The organism is Minwuia thermotolerans (assembly GCF_002924445.1).
Taxonomy (GTDB): Bacteria; Pseudomonadota; Alphaproteobacteria; order Minwuiales; family Minwuiaceae; genus Minwuia; species Minwuia thermotolerans.
On the sequence record NZ_PIGG01000073.1, the window covers coordinates 1 to 24,466 of the forward strand.

The window sequence follows — 24,466 nt, forward strand, 5'->3', positions numbered from 1 at the left end:
GCTTCGGACTGGCCCCAGACGAAGGACACGACCTGCTCCAGCGGGTAGCCGGCGCGGCGCAGCGCCTGCATCGACACCGACGGCGCGCGCCCGAACAGGTGAGTTATCACGAAATCGGCCCGGAACCGGCGGGCGATGTCGCGCGCCTGGTTGTCCATCTCGATGCCGGGCGAGGGGACCGGGAACTCCTGCAGGTCGAAGCCTTCCATCTCCGCCAGCTTGCGGACGACGGGCAGGCCCTCACGGCCGGCTGGATTGTCGAAGAACAGGTAGGCGATCTTCTTGCCCTTCAGGTCGCCGCCCAGGCGCTGGCGCGCGAACTCGACCGCGCCGCCGGCCTGCGACCAGTAACTGGCCGCCGCGGGGAACAGATACGGATAGTGCTCGCCATCCGCCGACGCTGCGGTGCCGAAGCCCGGCGAGGTGCCGGGGATCTGATCCTTTTCCAGGTCCGCGGTCAGGGCCTGGGTCACCGGCGTACCGAACAGACCGACGAGCACCGCGCCCTCGGACTTGATGCGCTGATAGCCCTCGATCGCGGGCGGCACCTTGTACTGGTTGTCGATCTCGACGACGCGGATCGTGTGACCGTTCACGCCGCCCTGCTTGTTGATCAGGCGGACATAGTCCTGCACCGCGTCGCCGAACGGGTTGCCGACATTCGCGGTGATCCCGGTGCGGTCCGTCATCTGGCCGATGACGATCTCGTCCGCCTGAGCGGCGGTGAAGGACGCCACGGCGGCGGCGAGTACGCCCGCGGCCGTCAACGTCTTGATGAGTACTCTCATGAGTTACTACCTCCCTTTGTTACAGATCCGCCGCCTCTCCAGGGGCGGAACGCTTGCGGCCGCTCAGTACGAGAACGGCCAGACCCGGAAGTAATTCCGGATATTCAACCACAGCCGGTTCAGCCCTTCGGGCTCCACGACCAGGAAGAACATGATCAGCCCGCCGAACACCACGAGCCTGAGATGAGACTTGATCCCCGACAACCCGCTCGAGTCGCCCATGAAGAACGGTCCGATATATGACATCACCAGGTCGATCACGATGGGCAGCAGGGTGACGAAGGTCGCGCCGAAGATGGCGCCCAGCACCGATCCCATGCCGCCGATGATGACCATGGCCAGATAGTCGATGGAAATCAGCAGCGGGAAGAACTCGTTGTTCGCCACGCCCGAATAGTAGGTGTAGAGCACACCGGCCACGCCCGCGTAGAACGAGGAGATGGCGAAGGCCATCAGCTTGTAGCGGCGGACGTCGATGCCGATGATCTCGGCGGCGATGTCCTGGTCGCGGATCGCGATGAAGGCCCGGCCGATGCGGCTTCGGGCGAGGTTCAGAGCGCCCACGATCGCGATCGTCACCACGCACAGGATGAACATGTAGAGCTCGACCTGGGTGTCGAGCTGGATGCCGAAGAGCCAGGGCCTGGGCACCTGGATCGAAGCCGACGCGCCGCCTGAGATCGCCGGCGTGTGAATGATGATCCAGTCGATGATGAACTGCGCCGCCAGGGTCGAGATCGCCAGGTAGAGTCCCTTGATGCGCACAGACGGGAAGCCGACGATGATGCCGACCGCCGCCGCCATCAGGCCGCCGGCGGGCAGCGTGATGTAGAAGGGCAGATCCAGCCGCGTCGCCAGGTTCGCCGCCGTGTAGGCGCCGACCGACATGAACGCGGCGTGGCCGATGGATATCTGTCCCGTCAGACCCAGCAGGATGTTCAGGCCCAGCGCGCCGACAATCGCGATGCCCACCAGGTTGAGCATGGTGAGGTAGTAGCTGGGCACGAGCAGGGGCACGATTGCGAAGAACAGGATCGCGAACCCGATGACCGACCAGCGCGCGATCGGCAGCGGGTAGAGGGCGAAGTCCGCGGCGTAGGATGTCTTGTAGAAACCGCTCTCACGATGAAACATCGATCAGACCCTCTCGATCTGCACTTTGCCGAACAGACCGTAGGGCCGGAAGAACAGCACCGCGATCATCAGCAGATAGGGCAGGAAGTCCTTGGTGCCGCCGCCCTCGAAGGGGAAGAATTCGCGGAACCATTCCTGGGTCATGGCCGGGTCGATATAGGTCCCGCCCCAGGCCTCGACCACGCCGACGATGATGCCGCCGACGACGCAGCCCTTGATGGATTCCAGGCCGCCCAGGATCACCACCGGGAACACTTTCAGGCCGACCACCGCCAGGGTGTTGTCGACGCCGATGGCGCTGCCCCAGAGCAGGCCGCCGAGCACGGCGACGACGCCGGCCATCGACCAGGCCAGCACGAAGTAGCGCTCGACGTTGATGCCCATCGCCATGGAAACCTGATGGTTGTCGGCGACCGCGCGCAGCGCGACGCCCTTGCGGGACTTCATGAAGAACCAGCCGAAGCCCGCGAAGAAGGCGATGGCGACCAGGGCGCCGACCACGTTGATCGGCGTCAGGTAGATCTGCCCGATGATCCAGGGATCGTTCGGAACGCCGATATCGAGCGAGCGCGTCGCCGAGCCGAAGAACATCGGGAACACGCCCTCGAGGAAGGCGGCGAGTCCGATCGTGGCCATGATGATGGCGACGACCGGCCGGCCGATCATGGGCCTGAGCACGACGCGCTCCAGCGCGACGTTGAACAGCACCATGAAGACCAGGGCCATGATGGCCGCGATGAAGACCGGTATCGAATAGTCGGCGGCCAGCGCCGCGACCATCATGCCGGAAATCATCACGAACTGGCCCTGCGCGAAGTTGATCGCGTCGGTCGACTTGTAGATCAGCACGAAACCCAGGGCGACCAGGGCGTACATCAGACCGATGAGCGCCCCGTTGATCGTCGACTCCAGGAAATACCAGACAACGAACATGTCCATGTTCCGAATTCCTCCCTCTAGGCCGCGTCCTGGATGGTCAGATGCGCGTCCATCGTCGCTTTCCGACCGTCCTCGAACGTGACCTCAGTCGTGATGTCGACCTCCTTCTCTCCCCCGTAGAAGGCCTCGATCACTGGTTCGTACTTTTCCGCGATATAGCCGCGCCGGAGCTTGCGCGTGCGCGTGACCTCGGCGTCGTCCGCGTCGAGGTCCTTGGCGAGCAGCAGGAAGCGCTTGATGCGGCTGACTTCCGGCAGGCTCTGGTTGATGCGGACGATCTCGTCATGGACCAGGTCGCGAACCTTCTGCTTCTGCGACAGATCCATGTAGTTGGAGTAGGCGATGCCTTCCTTCTCGGCCCAGTTGCCCACGGTGTTGTAGTCGATGGCGATCATCGCGCAGACATAGGGCTTCTCGTGACCGAAGGAGACGGCCTCGGAGATGTAGGGGCTGAACTTCAGCTTGTTCTCGACGTATTGCGGCGCGAAGGGCGAGCCGTCGACCAGCTTGCCCACGTCCTTTGCGCGGTCGATGATGATGAGTTCGCCCGTGCTCTCCAGAATGCCGGCGTCGCCGGTGTGGAACCAGCCTTCCTCGTCGATCGTCTCCCGGGTGGCCTTTTCGTTCTTGTAGTAGCCGACGAAGATTCCCGGGCTTCTGACCAGCACCTCGCCGTTCTCCGCGATCTTCACTTCGATGCCGGGGCAGGGCCTGCCGACATTGTCCGGCGAGGCTTCACCGTCGCGCTGCAGCGTGACCGTGCCGCAGGCTTCCGTGGAGCCGTAGAGCTGCTTCAGATTGATCCCCATCGCGCGGAAGAAGCGGAAGGTGTCGGGCCCGAGCGGCGCACCGCCGACATAACACCAGCGCGCCCGGCGGAAGCCGTACTGGTCGCGGATCGGGCCGTAGACCAGGATCTCGCCCAGCCACTTCATCAGCTTCTTCCCGAACGGCGCCGGGCGCCCTTCGGCCTTGAGGTTCTCGATCTCGACGGCGGCGTCGCGGAAGGTATTGAAGACCCAGCGCTTCAGCGGCGGCGCGTCATTGGCCTTGACCTGGATTTCCGACAGGATCTGCTCGAACGTGCGGGGCGCGGCGACAAGGCCGGTCGCCCCCAGCTCGCGGCCGTCGCGGCGGAAGGTCTCGCCCGATTCCGGACAGTTGGAGGCACAGCCGGCAGTGATGCTGACGGCGGTGTTGTAGAGCGCCTCGCCCACCCAGGCCATCGGCAGATAGGACAGGAAGTCATCGGATTCCCTGACCGTCTCGTTTTCCAGGAAGATCCGGGAGGCGGACACCAGATTGTGGTGCGAAAGCATCACGCCCTTCGGGTTCCCCGTGGTGCCGGAGGTGTAGCACATGAAGGCGATATCCTCCGCCTTCACCGCGGCGGCGGCGTCGTAGAACCCGGCGTCATCGAGCTTGTCGCCCTCGGCCTGTATGGAGTCGAAGTCCTTCAGGATCGGGTCGTCGTATTTCGACATGCCGAGCGGGTCGTCGAAGACCAGAAGCTCCAGTCCCGGCAGGTTCTCGCGCAGCGACAGGATCTTGTCGACCTGCTCCTGGTCCTCGGCGACGATCACCTTCACGTCCGCGTCGTTGAGGACGAACATCAGTTCCGTGGCGATGGCGTCGGAGTAGACGGGGACTGCCGTGCCGCCCAGGCAGACGGCGGCCATCTCGGCCCAGTAGAGGCGGGGCCGGTTGTCGCCGGCCACGCAGAGCTTGTCGCCGGGGCCGAAGCCCCGCGCCTTCAGGCCCAGCGCGAAGCGCCGGACATTGTCGACGTAATCCTTCCAGGTGTAGGTCTGCCAGATGCCGAGGCTCTTCTCGCGCATCGCGGGTTTGTTCGGCCGGAGCTTCTCGTTGTTCAGCAACAGGCTCGCGAGGGTATCGGTCATGTCTCCCTTGTCTCCTGTCAGTCCGAGGTGCCGAGATAGGCATTGATCACGGCCGGATCGGCCTGGACCTCAGCCGGGGTTCCCTCGGAAATCTTGGTGCCCTGATCCAGCACGGCGATACGGTCGGAAATGTCCATCACCACGCCCATGTCGTGCTCGATCAGGATGATCGTGGTGCCCAGTTCCTCGTTCACGTCGAGAACGTAGCGGGCCATGTCCTCCTTCTCCTCCTGGTTCATGCCGGCCATCGGCTCGTCCAGCAGCAGGAGATCAGGTTCCACGGCCAGCGCCCGGCCGAGTTCGACGCGCTTCTGGAAACCGTAGGGCAGGGCGCCGGTGGTCTGTTTGCGCAGATCGTTGAGCTTGAGAAAGTCGATGATCTCCTCGCACTTCTTGCGGTGCTCGATCTCCTCCTTCTGGGCCGGTCCCCAGTAGAGGAAAGAGGTGAGCACGTTCGAGTGCATGCGCACGTGGCGGCCCAGCATCAGGTTCTCGAGCACCGACAGACCCCGGAACAGGGCGATGTTCTGGAACGTGCGGGCAATGCCCAGTTCGGCGCGCTCGTTCGGCCGCAGGCCGCCGATGCTCCTTCCCTGGAATTCGATGGACCCCGTGTCGGGCGTGTAGAAGCCGCTGATCATGTTGACCAGCGAGGTCTTGCCGGCGCCGTTCGGTCCGATGACCGAGAACACCGAACCCTTCGGGACGTCGATCGAGACATCCGCGACGGCGCGAACCCCGCCGAAGTATTTGGATACTCCGACAACCTTCAATATGGCATCGCTAGACGCCGATGCTGCTTGCATCGCGGCCATTTCCCTCCCCATAGCAATGTCATTCTTGTTGTTGCGGCAGAGACTATCAGCACGCCGCGAAAATTTCCAAGCCCGTAATTTTTCTGTATTCAGGCGTCGTCGCCGGCCGGCGCGACACGTGTCGCCGGCAGATGCAGTTCCGCCGTCGTGCCCTGGCCTTCCACGCTGTCGATCTCCACCGTTCCCCCGTGCAGTTCCGCAAGCGAACGCGACAAGGGAAGTCCCAGCCCCGTCCCTTCGAACTTCCGCGACAGCCCGGTATGGCCCTGGGTGAAGGCCTCGAACATCCGGCCGATCCGGTTGCGGGGGATGCCGATTCCGGTGTCGGTGATGCTCACGACGAATCGCGGGCCCCTCACGCCGGCCTCGATGCGGACCTCGCCGCCGCGCTCGGTAAACTTCACCGCGTTGGACAGCAGATTGAGCAGGATCTGCTTGATCAGGCGCTCGTCGGCGTGGATTTCCACGACCGGGGCATCTGCCAGGCAGTTGACGATTGTCACGCCCCTGCGGTCGGCGCGCTCCTGGACCAGACGCAGGCACGCCTGCAGGCAGAAGGCCAGATCGAAGGTCGATTCGTGGATGTCGAACTGGCCCGACTCCGCCTTGGAGAGATCGAGAATGTCGTTGATGACCGACAGCAGGTGCCGCCCGCTTTCGTGGATGTCGGCCGCGTAGGTCTCGTACTTATCGTGGCCCAGAGGCCCGAACATGCGCCCGCTCAGGATTTCGGCAAAGCCGATGATGGCGTTGAGCGGGGTGCGCAGTTCGTGGCTCATGTTGGCGAGAAACTCGGATTTCGCGCGGCTCGCGAGTTCAGCCTCTTCCTTGGCGCGGCGAAGCGCCATTTCGCGCTCCCGCCGGGCGGTGACGTCGCGCGCGATGACCTGCACGGCGGGATCCCCGTCGAAGGGGACGATGGAGGTTTCGGTCTCCAGTTCGAATACCTCGCCATCGAAGCGCATTGCCCGGTAGTTCATGGAGCCGCGGTGGCTGCCCACGCCCTCGGCCAGCATGGCGCGGACGTCGCTGTCGATGCGGGGCAGGTCCTCGGGATGCATCAGCGCCTTGCTGCCTCGCCGCAGCAGGGCTTCGCGGGTGCCGGCGCGGAACATGCGAACGCATTCGCGGTTGGCGTAGAGGATGCGGCCGTCGCGATGCACCAGGATGGAATCGGGATTGCTCTCGACGAGCTGGCGGTAGCGCTGCTCGCGCTCCTTCAGGCTCTCGCGGAAGCGGTAGCTCTCCGTGATGTCCATGACGCTGATGATCATGCCGCCGTCGCGCAGGGGGTCGGCCTGGATCTCCAGCGCAGTGCCATTGGGCCGGTGCCGCTCGAAGCGATGCGCTTCCCGGCGCCGAAGCAGGTCCGCGAAGCCCTGAACGCGCCGGCTCTGTGCGTCGTCGCCGTATTCGTCCCGCGCCAGGTTGTGCTCGACGATGTCGAGGAAGGGACGACCGGGCGCGAGCATCACCGCGGGCAGATCCAGAAGATCGCGATAACGCTGGTTGGTGGTGCGGATGCGCAGCGCCGCATCCACCACGCAGATACCCTGTTTCATGCTGGCGAAAACGGAACGCATCAGGTCGCGCTGTGTCTGCAGTTCCTGTTCGCGGCGCTTGCGCTCGGTGATGTCGGTCGACACGCCGATCACGCCGACGCCGGGCAGGGCGTGCTCGCTGATGGAGAACCAGCGCCCGTCGCCGCTCTGCACTTCCTCGTTGAAGCTTCCGGTGCGGTGGCCAGCCAGGCGCCGCTGCAGCCAGCTCTCGTGGTCGGAATGCGCCGGACCGATCCGGCGGCGGTCCACCATGCGGCGCAGGATCTGTTCGAAGGTGTCGCCGATGCGCACACAGACATCGTCGGGGTCGAAGAACTCCCGATAGCGCTGGTTGGCGATAACGCAACGGTCCTCGGCGTCGAAGAAGGTGAATCCCTCGTTGATGGTCTGCAGCGCCGTCTCGAGCTGGGACTGGGCGCGGTCAGCGCGTTTCTCGGTCTCGACCTGGGCGGTGATGTCGACGCCGGTGCCGCGATAGCCCAGAAAGCCGCCGTCGGGTCCGAACACCGGCCGGCCGCTGATGCGGAACCACAGGTTCCCTTTCGGTGTATCGCCCCGATAGACATAGTTGTGGAAGGGCCGGTGGGCCGCCAGGTCGGCCAGATGCTCCCGGACCGATGGCGCATCCGGGTCGGCGGACATCTCGACCCGGTGGCGTCCGATATAGTTGGCGGGATCCACGCCGGTGATGTCGCGGAGCTTCTCGCTCAGGAAGGTGAAACGGTGATCCTGGTCTGTTTCCCAGAACCATTCGTTGGCGATCTCGAGGAAGTCCTTCAGCCGTCCGTTCGGTTCGGCATCGGACAATGCCGTACCGTAGCCGGGCAGATCCCGATCGGGTAGTCCGCCCGGCGCAACCGTTCTGTTCGCGTGACGAGTACTCAATTCAAGCCATCCGCGTTGGGCAATCGGACGAAGATGATAGTTGAACCGGCGCGCTTAAGGCACCGTTAATCCTGCCGTCGCAGCGCCAGCGCCGCGTTCTCCACCCGGACGCGCCACGCCAGAAGGGCGAGGTTGAGAACGGAGAAGACGGCCGCGACCTCAACCAGGCCGGCCATCAGGGGCACGACGGCGATCTCTCCGATCACGATCAGGTAGTTCGGATGACGCACGAAGCGGAAAGGTCCCCGCCGGACCAGCGGCGCGCCGGGAACGTCGATGACCCGCGTGGTCCAGTAGGGGCCCAGGCTGGCGATGACCCAGATCCGCCCCGCCTGGAGCAACACGAAGACGGCGAACAGCCACGGGTTCACCGCCCCCTCCGCCGGCGCGGCGACGATCAGCGCCGCCAGCCAGGAGGCGTGCAGGACGACAAACAGCGGATAATGCCGCGCGCCATGCTCCACTGCACCGACGGCGAGGAGGCGCGCCGTATTGCGCCGCGCCAGCCAGAGCTCGGCAAACCGCTGGGCAATCAGGAAGGCGATGACGCCGTGAAAGACGGTCATGGCAGATCCAGCGTCAGGAAACCGGCCGTGAAGCCCGGTCCCAGCGTCGACAGCAGCGCGCGCCCGTGCAGTCCGTCATCCATCGCCGCGCGCACCACGAACAGGACCGTCGCCGCCGACATGTTGCCGAACTGCGCCAGGACGCGGCGCGAATGCGCCATTCCGCCCGGCGCCAGTCCGAATATCTCCTCCAGCGCGTCGAGCACCTTGGCGCCGCCGGGATGGCTGAGGAAATGCCGGAAGTCGTCCAGGTTCAATCCTTCCCGCGCCAGGTAGCTGCCCAGGGCCGCGCCCATCCGTGCGCGGACATGGGTCGGGATATCGCGGGAGAAGATGACCGACAGGCCGTCATCGGTGACGTCCCAGCCCATGACGTCGAGCGTGTCCCGCCAGGTGTGTTCGGCGAAGCTGTGGACCGCCGCGCCGCTCGTCAGATGCGTGCCGACCAGCGCCGCGGCCGCGCCGTCCCCGAACAGCGCCGTCGCGATCACGTTGCTCTTCGAGTAGTCGCGGCTGCGGAAGGTGAGGCCGCACAGTTCGACCACCAGCAGCAGATAGGTCTTGCCGGGCTGGCTCATGGCCATCTGCGCGGCGCGCGCGAGGCCCAGCACGCCGCCCGCGCAGCCCAGGCCGAACACCGGCAGGCGCTGCATGTCGCGGCGCAGGTTCATGCGCTCCATCAGCAGGGCGTCCAGGCTAGGGGTCGCGATGCCCGACGTCGACACCGCCACGACGCCGTCGATCTGGTCGGCCGTCATTTCCGCCTTCTCGAGTGCGCCTCGGGCGGCCTTCTCGAGCAGGTCGACGGCGTTGCGGATATAAAGATCGTTTCGCGCGCCGAAGCCGTGCGCCTCCTGATACCAGTCGATCGGTACACAGGAATAACGCGTATCGATCGCCGCGTTCTCGTAGACGGGGCGCAGCCGGTCGAAACTGGCCAGCGCCCCGCCGAACAGCTCGCCGGCGCGCCGCGCCACCTCCGCCTGTTCAAGCACGTGGTCGGGGTTGGCGACCGTGAGCCCGGCCATATGCGCGACCGGCCGGTTCGTGTCTGTCATGCTCGCATTGCTCCCGACTGGCTGGCCCTGCAGGATGAAGATATGGGCAACAATCCGGCCTGTGACGATATTCGATGCCGCGCCGAAAGCCCTGTCCGGCTCTTTCCACGTATTGAGACGCTCCCATATGATATGGCACACATTGGAAAGGTGTCTCGACGGTTCCGCCCGTGACGGAAGCGAGGCGCCGCCACCCGTACCTTTTTCCGGCTTGCCTGCACCGGAGTTGGAGAACCGTAGCGAATGAACGACAAGACGCCCGCAGGCCGCCCGGTCAAGCTCCGATCACCCTTTATCCAGCGGCTGAGGACGTATTTCTTTACCGGCATCATCGTGGTCGCGCCTGTGGCCATCACCATCTATCTCACCTGGTCGTTCGTCGAATGGGTCGATCAGGTTGTCATCCCGCTGATCCCGATCGAGTACCGGCCCGAAGCCTTCCTGCCGTTCACCGTGCCAGGACTGGGCGTCATCCTCGCCCTGGTCGGCCTGACTCTGGTGGGGGCGCTGACGGCGAACCTTCTCGGCCGCACCGTGGTCCGCCTGGGCGAGCAGATCGTCGACCGTATGCCCGTGGTCCGGGGAATCTACAACGTCTTCAAGCAGATCTTCGAGACGCTGCTGAAGGACACCAGCGACGCCTTCCAGTACGCCGCGCTGGTCGAGTATCCGCGGCGCGGCCTCTACACCATCGGCTTCGTCGCCGGCACCACGAGGGGTGAAGTCGTCCGGCGTGTCGACAAGGACCTGGTCAGCGTCTACGTGCCGACCACGCCGAACCCGTCGTCGGGCTTCATCCTGTTCATCCCGCGCGAAGACGTGCGGATACTCGACATGACCGTCGAACAGGCGATGAAATACGTCGTTTCGGTCGGCGTCGTCGTGCCGCCCGACCCGAGCGCGCCAACCCTTCCCGGATTCGAGACTGCGCCCGGGACCGAGACCCCGGAACGCAAGTCAGCCTGATTCCAGGTAGCGGATCGCCGCATCGCGTTCGAACAGATAGAGCAGGATCCGAAGCGCGCGACCGCGCTCCTTCCTGAGTTCCGGATCGGTTTCGACGATCAGCCGCGCGTCGTCGTGGGCGATCTCCATCAGGTCCTGATCGCGGTCGATCGCGGCCAGCCGCATGCCGGGCAGGCCGCTCTGGCGCGTGCCCAGCAGTTCGCCTGCGCCCCGCAGCCGATAATCCTCCTCGGCGATGCGGAATCCGTCGTCGGTTTCACGCAGCGTGCGGAGCCTGGCCCGCGCCGTCTCGCCCAGCGGCGGCCGGTAGATCAGCAGACAGACGCCGGGCCGGTCGCCACGCCCGACACGCCCGCGCAACTGGTGCAATTGGGCGAGGCCGAAGCGGTCCGCTTCCTCGATGACGATGATCGTCGCCTCGGGCACGTCCACGCCGACCTCGACCACGGTCGTCGCCACCAGCAGGGTGGCGTCCCCATCGGCGAAGCGCTGCAGCGCCATGTCCTTGTCCTCGGCCCGCATCCGGCCGTGCACCAGCCCGACGCGGTCGCCGAAACGCTGCCGCAGTTCCCGGTGCCGCTGTTCGGCGGCGGCGAGTTCGCTGTCCTCGGTCTCCTCGACCAGCGGGCAGATCCAGTAGGCACGGTCGCCGCGGTCCATGGCGGCTGAGAGGCGCTCGATCACGTCGTCCAGCCGTTCCGCCGAGACGACGCGCGTGTCGACGGCCGCGCGGCCCGGCGGGCGTTCGTCGATCCGGCTGACGTCCATGTCGCCATAGGCGGTCATGGCCAGAGTGCGCGGGATCGGCGTCGCGGTCATGACCAGAATGTCCGCGGGACGTTCCGATTTCTCCGACAGCAGCATTCTCTGGTGCACGCCGAAACGATGCTGCTCGTCGACGATGACGAGGCCCAGATCGTGAAAGTCCACGCCCTCCTGGAACAGCGCGTGCGTGCCGACCAGCAGGTCGATGCGGCCCTCGTTGAGATCCCGCAGGATCGTCCGCCGCGCCTGCGTCTTGTCGCGACCCGTGAGGCAGGCAATCCGCAGTCCGGCATCGCCGGCCAGATCGACGAGCGTACGCGCGTGCTGGCGCGCCAGCACTTCGGTCGGCACCATCAGCGCCGCCTGGGTCCCGGCCTCGACCGCGGCAGCGGCGGCCAACAGGGCGACCACTGTCTTGCCGCTGCCGACATCGCCCTGGATCAGCCGCATCATCCGGTGCGGCGAGGCCATGTCTTCGAGGATTTCCGCCAGCACGCGCCGCTGGGCGCCGGTCAGTTCCCAGCGCAGCCCCTGCCGGACCTTCTCCGCGATGCGGCCGTCGCCCTGGAGACGCCGTCCGCCGCGGCGCTTCAGCCGGCGCCGCACCAGGGAGAGGGCGAGCTGGTTGGCCAGCAGTTCGTCATAGGCCAGCCGGCGCAACGCCGGCGTGCTTTCGATCGCCGTTGCGCGCTCCGGCGCGTGAACCGAGCGCACCGCATCGCGCCAGGCAGGAAAGCCGTGTCTTTCCTTCAGCGCCGGATCCAGCCATTCGGGGAGATCGGGCGCCTGCGCGGCGGCCCGGGCGACGATGTGGCGGAGCGTCTTCGGGGCCAGCCCTGCGGTCAACGGATAGACCGGCTCGATGGCCGGTATCTCCTCACCCGCCGCGGGATCGACGGCATAGTCGGGATGGGCCATCTGGAGCGCGTCGCCATAGCGGTCGATCCGTCCGCTGATCAGCCGGCGCGCGCCCGGCGGATAGGTCTGCTCCAGCCAGTCGCGGCGGGGATTGAAGAACACCAGGGCTGCGCTTGCCGTGCCGTCGGTGACGATCACGCGATAGGGTTGACGTCCCCGTCCGGCGCGATGCTCGGTGACGGTGACGTCGATCGTCGCCACGCGGCCGGTCTCGGCGTCTTCCAGCTTCGGGCGGTAGCCGCGGTCGATCACGCCGCTGGGCAACAACCAGATCAGATCCAGCACGCGGCTCGCCCCCAACCGGTCCAGCAATGCCGCCACGCGCGGGCCGACGCCCTTCAGATTGGTCGCGGGCTGGAACAGGGCAAAGAGGATCTCCGGGCGCATGGCCCTTTATGATGCGGCCCGCGCCCCCGTGACAAGCCGCACCCTGACATCCCGCCACCGGACGGTTATATCAGCGGTTCCATTCAGCGAGGCCGGATTCATGGACGCGACCGACGACGATCTCGAGCTGCGGCGGAAAAAGCTGCTCTACCGGTCCCACTACACGGGCACCAAGGAGACCGATATCCTGCTCACGCGCTTCGCGGAGCGCAATCTGCCGACGTTCGACGCCCGGCAACTCGACCTCTATGAGGCGATACTGCACGCCGGCGATCCAGAAATTCTCGCCTGGGTCGTGGGCCGCAAGCCCATACCCCCCGAATACGACAACGAGGTCAGCCGCATGCTCGTCCGTTTCAACTTCGCCCAGCCCGGATCGTGACGGTCACAGAACGCGCGCCACTGAGCCACAAGCTCGCCGGCCCGGGGCGGATCACCGTCCAGAACGCGCCGGAGGGTCTCGACGCACGCCTGCTGGCGGATCTGGCGCGGGAACTCGACCGCGGCGCCGTGTTCGTCGCCCGCGACGACCAGCGGCTTGCCGCGACAGCTGACATGATCCGCTTCTTCGCGCCGGCGCTGGAGCCCGTGGTCTTTCCGGCCTGGGATTGCCTGCCTTTCGACCGTTCCTCGCCCAATCGCCAGATTCTGGCCGAACGCATGGAAGCGCTTGGCATGCTGGCGGAAAACGGCGCCGCCGGGCGGCTGATCCTAACGACCGTGAACGCCATCACCCAGCGCGTGCCCGAGCGCGCCGAGGTCAGCGGCGGCCACTTCGCCGCGCGGGTCGGCGATCCGATCGACGAGGCCGAGCTGATCGCCTTTCTGGTGGCCCAGGGCTACGGCCGCACCGGCACGGTCATGGAACCCGGCGAGTACGCGATCCGCGGCGGCTTGATCGACATCTTCCCGCCCAACGACGACCAGCCGGTGCGGCTCGATCTGTTCGGGCGGGAGCTGGAAAGCATCCGGCGTTTCGACCCCATGAGCCAGCGGACGCTCGCCAGGGTCGACAGCTTTGCGCTCACGCCGGTCAGCGAACTGGTGCTGGACGAACGTCGCGCCAACCATTTCCGGGCCCGCTACCGCGAGCTGTTCGGCATCAAGGCCGAGTCCGATCCGATCTACGAGGCGGTCTCGGAGGGCCGGAGCTTTCCGGGGATGGAGCACTGGCTGCCGATCTTCTATCGCCGTCTGGAGACACTGTTCGACTATATCGGCGAGGCTGCGCTCGTGCTGGACCACCTGGCGGACGACGCCGCCGAAAGCCGATTCGCGGCCATCGAGGACTACCAGGTCACCCGCGCCGAAGCGGTGAAGGCGACCGCCGCGGGGCAGGGGAGCGCCGGCGCGGTCTTCCGACCGCTGCCGGCGGACGCGCTCTATCTTGCGCCCGGCGAATGGGCCGAATATCTCGCCGGTCAGCCGGTGGCCGCCCTGACGCCGTTCAACGTCGGCGACGGGGAAAGTCCGGTCATCCACGATCTGCAGGGCCGCAGGGGACGGGACTTCGCGCCGGAGCGGGCGACGCCGCACGCCAATGTCTACGAGGCGCTTGCGCGCCATATCCAGGATCTGGCGCCCGACCGCCAGATCATGGTGGCGAGCTATTCCGACGGCGCCCGGCAACGCCTGGGCGGCATGCTGCGCGACGCCGGAATCCGGGCCATCGCCGAGGTCGAGACCTTCGACGAGGCGATGAAGCTCGACCGCAACGTGGTCGGCCTCGCAGTGCTGTCCATCGAAGCCGGCTTCGAGGCGCCCGACGCGGTGCTGATTTCGGAACAGGACGTTCTAGGTGACCGGCTGGTGCGCAAGCGGCGCCGGCGCCGGCGTTCGGAGAACTTCGTCGCCAACGCGTCGGACCTGCAGCTCGGCGACCTGGTGGTCCACAGCGAACACGGCATCGGCCGCTACGAAGGACTCGAGACACTCGACATCGTCGGCGCGGCTCATGATTGCGTGTTGCTGATCTACGACGGCGGCGACAAGCTCTACCTGCCGGTGGAGAACATCGAGCTGCTGTCCCGCTACGGCTCGGGTGAGGGCGAAGTCACCCTGGACCGGCTCGGCGGCAAAGGCTGGCAGACGCGGAAGGCGCGGCTGAAACAGCGGCTGAAGGAGATGGCCGAGGCCCTGATCCGCGTCGCCGCGGGCCGCCAGCTCGCCGATGCGCCCAGGCTGACGCCGCCCGCCGGCGCCTACCACGAATTCTGCGACCGCTTCCCCTATCAGGAGACCGACGATCAGGCGCGGGCGATCGACGATACGATCGGCGACCTGGCCGCCGGGCGTCCCATGGACCGCCTGATCTGCGGCGATGTGGGTTTCGGCAAGACCGAGGTGGCGCTGCGCACCGCCTTCATCGCGGCGATGGACGGCATGCAGGTGGCGCTGGTCGCGCCGACCACCCTGCTGGTCCGTCAGCACTACCAGACGTTCCTCGAGCGGTTCCGCGACTTCCCCGTCCGGATCGGCCAGCTGTCGCGGCTGGTTCCCGGCAAGCAGGCGAACGAGGTCAGGAAGGACCTGAGGAACGGCCAGCTCGACATCGTCATCGGCACCCATGCGCTGCTGGGCAAGGGCGTCGAGTTCAAGCGCCTCGGCCTGCTGATCGTCGACGAGGAGCAGCATTTCGGCGTCAAGCACAAGGAGCGGCTGAAGGAGTTGAAATCCGACGTCCACGTGCTGACGCTGACCGCCACGCCGATCCCGCGCACCCTGCAGCTCGCGCTGACCGGGATCCGCGACCTTTCGGTCATCGCCACGCCGCCCGTCGACCGGCTGGCGGTGCGCACCTTCGTGCTGCCCTTCGACGAGATCGTGGCCCGGGAAGCCCTGCTCCGGGAGCATTATCGCGGCGGTCAGAGCTTCTTCGTCTGCCCCCGCATCAGCGACCTCGCCGCCGTCGAGGCATTCATGAAGGACCATGTGCCGGAGCTGAAATTCGTGGTCGCACATGGCCAGATGCCTGTCCGGGAGCTGGAGGACGCGATGAACGCCTTCTACGACGGCTCCTACGACGTGCTGGTCTCCACCAACATCGTGGAGTCGGGCCTGGATGTGCCCAATGCGAACACGATGGTGGTCTACCGCGCCGACATGTTCGGTCTGTCCCAGCTCTACCAGCTTCGCGGCCGCATCGGCCGCTCCAAGACGCGCGCCTACGCCTATCTGACCGTGCCGGCGAACCGGCGCGTTACCGATGGGGCCGACAAGCGGCTGCGCGTGCTCCAGACCCTGGACCAGCTCGGTGCGGGCTTCACCCTGGCCAGCCACGATCTCGACATCCGCGGCGCCGGCAACCTTCTGGGCGAGGAGCAGTCGGGCCAGATCCGCGAGGTGGGCGTGGAACTGTACCAGTCCATGCTGGAGGAGGCGGTGGCCGAGGCCCGGGGCCAGACCGACGCCCAGAGCGGCGACTGGTCGCCGAACATCAACCTTGGGGCGCCGGTGCTGATCCCCGACTACTATGTCGCCGACCTGTCCGCGCGGCTGGACCTCTACAAGCGCCTGGGCCATGTCGCCGACCTGGACGAGATCGAGGCCATCGCTGCGGAGATGATCGACCGCTTCGGGCCGCTGCCGCCCGAAGTCGACAACCTGTTCGACGTCGTCGCCATCAAGAGCCTGTGCCGCGCGGCGAACATCGCCAAGCTGGACGCCGGACCGAAGGGCGCCACCGTGCTGTTCAGGGAGAACGAGTTCCCCGATCCCGGCGGGCTCGTGCGTTTCATTTCCGGTCAGCAGGGCACGGCGAAGCTTCGCCCCGATCACACCCTTGTCTATCTGCGCGACTGGTCGGACCTGTCGACGCGGGTCAAGGGCGTGCGCAGCCTCGCGCGCGGATTGGCCCAGATCGCGGAGAAGGCCGCCTAAGCCGCGCGCTCACGCCGCCGAGGCCCGACGGACAGGACGGGCAGGAAAGATCAGGGCGGTCAGCAGGGAAACCGCCGCGCCGCCGGCGAAGACCGCACCGAAGCCGATCGGCTCCTCCAGCTGACCGGCGACCAGCGGCCCCAGGACATTCCCGGCCGCGACGCAGAAGACGGCCGCCGTGAAGCTGACCGACGGCAGGTCGGGAAAGAGCCGTGCGCTCCAGAAGGCCAGCACCGCGCTCAGCATCATCAGACAGACGCCCTGCAGCCCGGCGGAAACCAGAACTCCGGCCCAAGACGACGGCGCCAGCGCGAGCAGGATATGCGACAGGGCGCTGGCGGCGAAGATCGCACGCAGCAGCGCCGGGAGACCCATGCGTCCCTCGATCTGCCGGGTCAGCAGGCCGAGCGCGCCGGCCACACCGAAGGCAATATAGAGAACCGGCCCGGCGGCGGCCGCATCGAGGCCGGTCAGGCCGCCTTCGCGGGTGATGTGATCGACTGCGAAGGAGAGGTAGAGCGCGTTGGTCAGACCGAAGGAGAAGGCCAGTATGTACATCGGCCATGCGGGTCGGTAGGCCACCAGTTCCCGCAACGGCCAGTCGCTCGGCGCTGGCAGATCCGCGCCGCCGGGTCCCCGGCTCTGGCGCATGTGGAACAGCGCCAGCACATTGATCAGAAGCGAGACCGCCGCGAGACCGGCGAACATGGCCCAGGGCGCCCGCCAGCCGAACTCCCCCAGGAACATTGCAAACGCGACAGCGCCCGCGAATCCAATGCCGAAGGTGGTGCCGGTGCTGACCACCGAAAGCACACGATCCTTCTGGCCGTCGACGAGACTCCGCGCGGCGGTGTTGTTGTAGGGAGTCCACGAAAAGCCGGCGCTCGACGCGGCCAGCGCCACGCCGACACCCAGCAGGAACACATTGCCCGTCGCGGCGATGAGGCCCAGTCCCGCCGTCGCGGCTATCCCGCCCAGCGCGACCGGCGCCCGCGGCCCCACACGGCCGGTCAGCCAGCCGGTCAGAAGCAGCGCCGCCAGGAAGGCGCCGAACGCCGCCGAGGCGATCGAGCCCGCGGTTGCCGTCGTCAGCCCGAAGTCCGCCCGGAAGGCGGGCAGGAAAAGACCGAAGCCCATCCGCGCGGGCCCGAACGCGATCGCGGTCGCCGCGAATCCCGCGAGCGAAAGCCGTCCCGCATCGGTAAGTAGGAAGCGCGCCATCATGGCCGCCAAAATCGTCATCGATTCCGGCGGTTCGAGTGAGGCGTGCTGACGCGTTCAGCCGGTGACGGAGGCGTCCTCGGGCCTTACGGTCTCGTTCAGGGCGAGATCGAAGACCTTGTGGAAGACCGGCACGTCCTGCGCGCCGGAGACGGCGTATTTCCGGTCGATGATGAAGCAGGGGACCCCGTTGATGCCCATGGAGCGGGCCACCGAGTCCTCCTGGCGCACAAGGTCCAGGTCCGAATCCCCGGCCAGCAGGTCGCGCACCAGATCAGCATTCATGCCCGCCTCGCCGGCGATGCGGACCAGCACCTCATGGTCACCGATATCTTCGCCATTGACGAAATAGGCGTCGAACAGGCGCTGCACGACCTCCTGCTGGGCCTCGTCATTGGCGGCCCAGCGGATCAGCCGGTGGGAATCCAGCGTCGACGGGGTGCGGCGAATGCGCTCGAAATGAAAGTCGATACCAACCTGCGCGCCGGCGGTTCGGATGTTCTCGTAGATGCGCGCGGCGCGTTCCACGCCGCCGAACTTGGCGGCGAGATAGGCTTCCCGGCTCATGCCGCCCCGCGGCATTTCCGGGTTGAGCTGGAACGGTCGCCAGCCTACCTGAACCTTGACATCGCGACGGCTGGCGAGCGCGGCTTCAAGCTTGCGCTTGCCGATGTAGCACCACGGACAGACCGTGTCTGAGACGATGTCGATAATCATGGGACAAGCCTAAGGCATTCTCTAAACACTACACAATAACCGGACATGGTAGCGGTGCAGGAGGGGACAATGGAAAAGAATCGGAGACTCGACGGCAAGGTGGCGCTCGTCACCGGGGCGAGTTCTGGGCTGGGCGCGCATTTCGCGCAGGTTCTGGCTGCGGCGGGCGCATCGGTCGGCGTCGGCGCGCGCCGCAAGCAGAAGCTGGACGGACTGGTCGCGAAGATCGGCGAGGCAGGCGGCCGCGCCCACGCCGTGGACCTGGACGTGACCGACATCGGTCAGATCGGAGCCTGCCTCAACGACGTCGAGGCACAACTCGGCCCCGTCGACATTCTGGTCAACAACGCCGGCGTCACCGCGCCCAACGCCATGCAGCGCATCACCGAGGCCGACTACGATTTTGTCCTCGATACCAATCTCAAGGGCGCCTTCTTCATGGCCCAGGCGGCGGCGAAGTCGATGATCGAGCGCAAGGGCGGCGGGCGTATCATCAATATCTCGTCCACCCTGTCGCATCGGGTGATCGGACAACTCTCGATCTATTGCATGTCCAAGGCGGCGATGGACCAGATGACCCGCGCCATGGCGCTGGAATGGGGGCGCCACGACATCAACACCAACGCCATCTGTCCCGGCTATATCGAAACCGAGATGAACGCCGACTACTGGAAGACCGAGGGCGGACAGGCCTTCCTGGCGCGTTTCCCGCGGCCGCGCGTCGGCGAGCCGGCGGATCTGGACGGCGCGCTCTTGCTGCTGGCCGGCGAGGAGGGGCGGTTCATGAACGGATCCATCGTCAGTGTCGACGATGGTTTCGCCATAGGTTTCAAATAGATAAAAGAGGTTTTTGCAGTCGAATTTAAGGGATCGGCAGCTCAGGCCGACTGTACCGCGTCGAAGCGGTTCGGCCCGCGGGAGCGCCCGAAGGCGGCGATGGTGGCGATCAGCGTCTGCCGCACCACAGGCTTGGTCAGATAGGCGTTCATGCCGGCGGCGCTGGTCTGGCGGCGCATGCCGGGTATGTCGTGGGCCGTCCAGGCGACGACCGGCGTCGTCCCGACGTCGCCTTCCAGCCGCCGGATCGCGCGGGTCGCCTCCAGACCGTCCATGCCCGGCATGGCGACATCCATGAGGATGACGTCGGGCAGGAATTCGCTCGCGGCGGCCACCGCCGCCTCGCCGCCGTCGGCCTCCATCACCCGGTGGCCGGCATTCTCGAGCAACACGCGGGCGATGCTTCGATTCGCCTGGCTGTCATCGACGACGAGTACGCGCATTCGGTCGGAGCACCTTTTCAATCTGCCACGCAAAGCGAAACGCGATTCCCATTTCGCTTCTCATCTGACGATTCGGACCGCCACGGCGGCGCGAAACTGCGTTCATGCTCAAAAGGCAGCAAGGTCGATGCCAAGCCCTGCATGCCCTCAACGTGTCACACCAGATATGCTGTAATGAATTACCGCCATCACACTGCAGTTGATACTTGAGGTATTTTCCCTAACAAATTATTCTTATTTACTTTTTACAGATCATCTGCTGTTCCGGAATATCGATGTTGCTGCGGTTCAGGAACTGCACCAGATCGCCGGTGGACTGGGCACTGTTGAACTTGCCGCTCTGCTGGCGGTCGACCTGGATGAAGGTGTTGACGCCAACGACCCGGCCGCACATGTCGATCAGCGGACCGCCGCTGTAGCCGGTCAGCACGTCCGCGGTGTGTATGATCGACGTGGTGCCGGGCAGTTCCTGCGTCGAGCGGATTTCGCCGCGGTTCTGGTGCATGTCGGGCGCGGAGGTGCGGTCGCCATAGGCGAGCTTGAGAAATCCCGCATCGGTCTGGAGCGCGAGCCCCGGATAGCCAGCGACGATGATGTCCATCAGCTTGGAATGCGCGGGGGAGAGCGGCAGTACCCCGGGCGCCGCCGGACGCTCCGTCCGGAGCAGCGCGAAGTCCGGATCCCCCGGTCGACCGTCGGGGGAGCGTGCGATCACGCGGGCGCGGACCACGTCCCCCAGGCTTTCGCTGGTGACGATGATCTGTTCCGCATCTCCCTCCTGGATGACGTGGCGATTGGTCACCAGCAGGTCGGGCGCGATGAAGAAGGCGGTGCCGGTCCCCACCGGTCTGCGGTCCTGGAAGGAGATGACAAAGACGACCGCCTTTTCCAGCAATTGCGACAACGCCGCGACTGACATCGGCGTGGCCTGTCCCTGCGTCGGAGGCGCTACCGCCCGGGCCACCGCAGGCTCAGCCTGTGCCGCGGGCGCGGCGGCGCGGTCGGGCAGAATATCCCCGGCCGCGGCAAGCATGGCCCTGGCCTTTTCCTTCAGCGCCTCGAACCGTGCCCGGTCCGCGGGCGCCGTACCGGGCGGACACTCGTAGGCGGCCACGGCCCGGAGGATTTCCTGCAAACGTTTGCCGGCTTCGAAGGACAGGGCATCCAGGCGTTCGACTTCCGCGAGCATTTCGGCCGTCGGCGGCTGCGGCGGCGGTACCGGGCCATCACGGACGACGGTCTCCGGCTCCCGCAGCAGCAGCCAGGTCAGCGCAGTGGCGACAGCGAGCGCGAGCAGGACGGAAACCGCCAGCCACGCCCCAAAGGCCGGGATATGTCCGCGCGCATTCCGATCGTCTCTGGCCTCGGCGTTGCTCAAGGCGTCTCTCCTGTCTGCTTGTGGTCAGGCTTGGTTCAGCCATGACCGGCTCGTATGTTGTGGATGAAACCACAACCGGACAACCTTTCCCGAACCTGTCTCCCGGCAGAGCAATCGAAGGCTTGAATGGCTGAGCGCGGAATCAGGACCCAGGACAGCGCCGGAATCCGCAGGCTCGGAGCCGCGGGACGGGATGTCGTCGCTGCCCGGGAGCAGATTGCGTCGATCCTGCGCAACCGGATCGGCCCGGAAGCCGCGGCGCTGTTCGCGGCGCCGACGCCTGACGACGGCGGCCATGTCTGGCGGGCTGTCGACGGAACGCCGCTGAAGCCGCTCGGCGCCCTGCCGCCGGCGGAGGCTGCCCGCCTGCGCGAGCGCCACCGGGAAATCGCCGGCCGCGTGGAGGCCCTGGCGCAGCGGATCGCAGGCGAGGGCGACGCGGGCCGCATCGCCGGCCACATGATGCGTCTGGCCCTGGTAACACCTGACGGCTTCGAGGCGCTGCACGCAGCGGGCGATCAGCCCGTGCTGGTGAACTGGGGCCATGCCGCCGAGGGCCAGGCGGTCCCGGTCCTGGAACCGGCGGCCGGGAAGGCAATGGCTGCGCCGGCGGGAACGGGCACGGCGGCGGCCGACGTGGCGCCATTGCCGGAAGCCGACACGGCCGCAGACGACGAAACCGACAGTCCCGGCCGGCGGCCGGCGCGAACCGGCGGCTTCGGCTGGCTCGCCTGGGCGCTGCCGGGGCTCCTGCTCGTGGCGCTCGGCGCACTGATCTGGTTGCTCATGCAGCCTGTCGAGCCGGTCTTGGTCCAACGCGACAGGCCCGCGCCGCCGCCGGTGGATCCGGTGCCGGCCGCGCGCGACAGGCTGGCGGCGATAGAGGCGGAACTGGCCAGGGTGGAGGCCATGCGCGACGAGGTCATCGGCCTCTGTGAACCGCTGCCGCAGGAGCGGACCCAGTTGCCGCCGCCGGAGCCGGAACCGCAATCCGGGCCGGACCCCGACGTCGCGGTCGTGGAGCCACCGAAACCGGAGCCGGAGCCGGAACCCGAGCCCCGGCCCGAACCGCCGGTGGCCGAGGCGGAACCGCAACCTGCGCCACGTCCCCGGGTCGAACTGCCGCCGGAGGTTCCGCCCGCAGCCGAGTTGCCGCCGCGGGTCGCACAGCTCCCGGAAACCACCCGCCCGGCGCCCACGCTCTGCGAACCGGGCTGGACCCCGAGCCAGCGGCCGGAGGTCATGGTGGTGATCGACGGCTCGGGCAGCATGCAGGACAGTTTCGCCGGCGCGCCCTCGCGCATCGAGGCGGCCAAGGATTCCATCGGCGATGTGGTCACCAGCCTGCACAAGGACATCAAGACCGGCCTGGTGAGCTTCACCGACTGCGGCGAGACCTCGACGCCGCAGAAGTACGGCTACAGCCAGCGTCCGGAATTGCTTTCGCGGGTGCGGGGCGTCAGCCCCAGCCGGGGGACGTCGCTCGCCAACTCGATCCGCCGCGCGGGCAACGCCGCCAAGTCGGTCGGACCGGCGACGGTGGTCGTGGTCAGCGACGGCGAGGACACCTGCGGCGGCGATCCCTGCGCCGCGGCCCGGGCGCTGAAGGCGCAAAAGCCGATGCTGAAGATCAATGTCATCGACCTGAGCGGCGGCCGCTCGGCCGTGCTTCAATGCGTGGCCGGCGCCACCGGCGGGCGGGTCTTCACCCCCCGCAACGCCGCCCAGATGACCGAAGAGATGCAGGAAGCGACCGGCCAGCCGGACGCCAGCGCCTGCAACCCCTGACGAAGGCGCGGGAGCGAGACGCATGCGCACTGGACCCACACTGGCCGAGGACAGGCTGGACCGCTATCAGCCCCTGGGCGCCTTCGGGCAGCCCGTCTACCAGAACCATCTGCAGCTTCAGGCGGCGCTGCGTCAGCGCCTGGGGGCGAAGTACGCCAACTTCTTCGCCATTCCCCGCATGGATTCGCAGGGCAGGACCGTGAGCTGGATTTCCCCGGTGGAGGGCGAGCCGGTGCGCTGGTCCGACCTGTCCGAGGAAGACCAGGTGCAACGCTCCCTCGACCTGCAGGTCATGAAGAGCGAGTTCGACGCCTATGCCTCGGAGCTCAGGGCCTATGGCAAGGAGGGCAGGGACCCGCGCGGGGCCGAGGCTTTCGTCGCGGTCCTGGACCAGGCGCTGAAGACGCCGGACGACGGCCATCTGTACTTTGTTGGCGATCAGCCGGTGGCGACGTTCTGGGGCTTCCGGGAAGAAGACGCCCAGCCCTTCGAGACGCTGACGGCCGCGCCGCGTCTGGCCCGGGCGGCTGCGCCCGCGGCGGCGAGCGGAGAGGCGCCCGAGCGCCGGGGCCTCGGCTTTCTGTGGTGGCTCGTCCCGCTGTTGCTGCTGCTTCTGCTGGCGCTGTTGCTGTGGTGGCTGTGGGACGATCTGCCGGTCGTCGGCGGCGGGGACGAGGCGCCAGCGATCGAACGGCCGCTGGAGGACGAGACGGAAGCTCCGCCGCCGGCGGAGGAAGGCGCCGTCGTCGAGGATCCGGACCGGACGGTCATCGAACGCGACGGCGTTATCGTCGACGGCGAAGGGGATGCAGTGGCCGTACCCGGCGAGGGTGGTGAGGTGATCCCCGGCGAGGACACCGCCGTTCCGGGCGAAGGCGATGCGGTCGCGCCCGAAGGGGCCGTTGCCGATGATGGCGAGGGCGGATCGACCGCCGAAGAAGCCGAAACGCCGGAGGAGCAACCCGCTCCCGGCGAGGAAGCGGCGACAGAGGAACAACCGCCAGCCGAGCCTGAAGCGCCCGATGCGGAAGAAGGCGAGGCGCCGCCCGAGGGCGGGGAACCGGAAACCCCGCCCGGCCGGGAGCCCGCGCAGCCCGAAGGTCAGACGCCGGACGCCGGCGAGCCGCCCGCCATTCCGGAGGGCGCCTCGGACGGGTCGGCCGGGTTCATGCAGGGCAACTGGCGGAGCGACAGCGGACTGGTGGATTCCCAGACCCGCCAGAAGCTGACCCAGGAGTACAACTTCGACGAGGAAGGCCGAGGCGAGGCCGTCATCCGCCGTGCGGACGGCGTGACCTGCCGCGCGCCGGCTGAGGCGACCGTCAGGGACGGCAATCTGCAGGTGGAGGAACTCGAGAATCTCGAATGCTCGGACGGCAGTTCGTTCAAGCGGTCGCAGACGGTCTGCTCCCGCGGCGATGACGGGCAGGTCCAGTGCGTCGGCACGGACGCCGACGGCAAGACCTTCAAGGTCGATCTCAACCGGAATGCTCAACCCTGAGTGAGCGGCGGGGCACGT

19 protein-coding genes are annotated in these 24,466 nt (G+C 66.8%); 6 read left to right on the forward strand and 13 right to left on the reverse strand.

Features of this window, described 5'->3' with window-relative positions; translation table 11 throughout:
- The 8 genes from CWC60_RS20810 to CWC60_RS20845 form a co-directional block, all read right to left on the reverse strand.
- On the reverse strand, positions 1 to 788 hold a 788-nt coding region (locus tag CWC60_RS20810), incomplete at its 3' end, for an ABC transporter substrate-binding protein (RefSeq protein ID WP_164516669.1).
- 63 nt (positions 789 to 851) lie between these two features.
- On the reverse strand, positions 852 to 1,922 hold the full coding sequence (locus CWC60_RS20815; protein ID WP_109795849.1) for a branched-chain amino acid ABC transporter permease: 1,071 nt from the start codon (positions 1,920 to 1,922) through the stop codon (positions 852 to 854).
- 3 nt (positions 1,923 to 1,925) lie between these two features.
- Positions 1,926 to 2,861, reverse strand: a complete 936-nt coding sequence (locus CWC60_RS20820) for a branched-chain amino acid ABC transporter permease (protein ID WP_109795850.1) — start codon at positions 2,859 to 2,861, stop codon at positions 1,926 to 1,928.
- 17 nt (positions 2,862 to 2,878) lie between these two features.
- Positions 2,879 to 4,762 (reverse strand): AMP-binding protein, encoded by a 1,884-nt coding sequence (locus CWC60_RS20825; RefSeq protein WP_109795851.1) that lies wholly within the window; start codon positions 4,760 to 4,762, stop codon positions 2,879 to 2,881.
- Positions 4,763 to 4,779: 17 nt separating this feature from the next.
- On the reverse strand, positions 4,780 to 5,568 hold the full coding sequence (locus tag CWC60_RS20830) for an ABC transporter ATP-binding protein (RefSeq protein ID WP_206420078.1): 789 nt from the start codon (positions 5,566 to 5,568) through the stop codon (positions 4,780 to 4,782).
- Between the two features lie 98 nt (positions 5,569 to 5,666).
- A complete protein-coding gene (locus CWC60_RS20835) occupies positions 5,667 to 7,946 on the reverse strand; it encodes a PAS domain-containing protein (protein WP_125182846.1) in 2,280 nt (759 codons plus the stop codon).
- A 143-nt stretch (positions 7,947 to 8,089) separates the two neighbouring features.
- The gene (locus tag CWC60_RS20840) at positions 8,090 to 8,590 is read right to left on the reverse strand and encodes an isoprenylcysteine carboxyl methyltransferase family protein (RefSeq protein ID WP_109795854.1); all 501 of its coding nucleotides are present in this window, start codon (positions 8,588 to 8,590) and stop codon (positions 8,090 to 8,092) included.
- A complete protein-coding gene (locus CWC60_RS20845; RefSeq protein ID WP_109795855.1) occupies positions 8,587 to 9,648 on the reverse strand; it encodes a type III polyketide synthase in 1,062 nt (353 codons plus the stop codon). The genes CWC60_RS20840 and CWC60_RS20845 overlap by 4 nt, the downstream gene beginning before the upstream one ends.
- A gap of 243 nt (positions 9,649 to 9,891) precedes the next feature.
- Between CWC60_RS20845 and CWC60_RS20850 the strand changes: the two genes are divergently transcribed.
- Positions 9,892 to 10,614, forward strand: a complete 723-nt coding sequence (locus CWC60_RS20850; protein ID WP_109795856.1) for a DUF502 domain-containing protein — start codon at positions 9,892 to 9,894, stop codon at positions 10,612 to 10,614.
- Here CWC60_RS20850 and recG read toward each other — a convergent pair.
- Positions 10,606 to 12,684 carry an ATP-dependent DNA helicase RecG gene (gene recG / locus CWC60_RS20855; RefSeq protein WP_109795857.1) on the reverse strand — a complete coding sequence of 693 codons (2,079 nt, stop codon included), beginning with the start codon at positions 12,682 to 12,684 and terminating at the stop codon, positions 10,606 to 10,608. The genes CWC60_RS20850 and recG overlap by 9 nt on opposite strands.
- 100 nt (positions 12,685 to 12,784) lie before the next feature.
- Between recG and CWC60_RS20860 the strand changes: the two genes are divergently transcribed.
- Both CWC60_RS20860 and mfd read left to right on the forward strand, forming a co-directional pair.
- Complete coding sequence (locus CWC60_RS20860; RefSeq protein WP_109795858.1) at positions 12,785 to 13,066, forward strand: FAD assembly factor SdhE; 282 nt, start codon at positions 12,785 to 12,787, stop codon at positions 13,064 to 13,066.
- Positions 13,063 to 16,563, forward strand: coding sequence for a transcription-repair coupling factor (mfd, locus tag CWC60_RS20865; protein ID WP_206420079.1), 3,501 nt, complete (start codon positions 13,063 to 13,065; stop codon positions 16,561 to 16,563). The genes CWC60_RS20860 and mfd overlap by 4 nt, the downstream gene beginning before the upstream one ends.
- Before the next feature lie 9 nt (positions 16,564 to 16,572).
- On the opposite strand, the gene CWC60_RS20870 is transcribed toward mfd, so the two are convergent.
- Together CWC60_RS20870 and CWC60_RS20875 are read right to left on the reverse strand one after the other, a co-directional pair.
- Positions 16,573 to 17,805, reverse strand: coding sequence for an MFS transporter (locus CWC60_RS20870; protein WP_109795859.1), 1,233 nt, complete (start codon positions 17,803 to 17,805; stop codon positions 16,573 to 16,575).
- A gap of 36 nt (positions 17,806 to 17,841) precedes the next feature.
- Entirely contained in the window at positions 17,842 to 18,501 is a 660-nt protein-coding gene (locus tag CWC60_RS20875) for a DsbA family oxidoreductase (RefSeq protein ID WP_109795860.1), read from the reverse strand.
- Between the two features lie 69 nt (positions 18,502 to 18,570).
- Between CWC60_RS20875 and CWC60_RS20880 the strand changes: the two genes are divergently transcribed.
- Positions 18,571 to 19,338 carry an SDR family NAD(P)-dependent oxidoreductase gene (locus tag CWC60_RS20880; protein ID WP_109795861.1) on the forward strand — a complete coding sequence of 256 codons (768 nt, stop codon included), beginning with the start codon at positions 18,571 to 18,573 and terminating at the stop codon, positions 19,336 to 19,338.
- Positions 19,339 to 19,379: 41 nt separating this feature from the next.
- Here CWC60_RS20880 and CWC60_RS20885 read toward each other — a convergent pair whose 3' ends face one another.
- Entirely contained in the window at positions 19,380 to 19,781 is a 402-nt protein-coding gene (locus tag CWC60_RS20885; protein WP_109795862.1) for a response regulator, read from the reverse strand.
- Positions 19,782 to 20,019: 238 nt separating this feature from the next.
- Complete coding sequence (locus CWC60_RS20890; RefSeq protein WP_109795863.1) at positions 20,020 to 21,159, reverse strand: S1 family peptidase; 1,140 nt, start codon at positions 21,157 to 21,159, stop codon at positions 20,020 to 20,022.
- Positions 21,160 to 21,285: 126 nt separating this feature from the next.
- Between CWC60_RS20890 and CWC60_RS20895 the strand changes: the two genes are divergently transcribed.
- Together CWC60_RS20895 and CWC60_RS20900 are read left to right on the forward strand one after the other, a co-directional pair.
- Positions 21,286 to 22,947, forward strand: coding sequence for a VWA domain-containing protein (locus CWC60_RS20895; RefSeq protein WP_109795864.1), 1,662 nt, complete (start codon positions 21,286 to 21,288; stop codon positions 22,945 to 22,947).
- Positions 22,948 to 22,969: 22 nt separating this feature from the next.
- Positions 22,970 to 24,448 (forward strand): SrfA family protein, encoded by a 1,479-nt coding sequence (locus tag CWC60_RS20900; RefSeq protein WP_109795865.1) that lies wholly within the window; start codon positions 22,970 to 22,972, stop codon positions 24,446 to 24,448.
- Positions 24,449 to 24,466 lie beyond the last annotated feature (18 nt).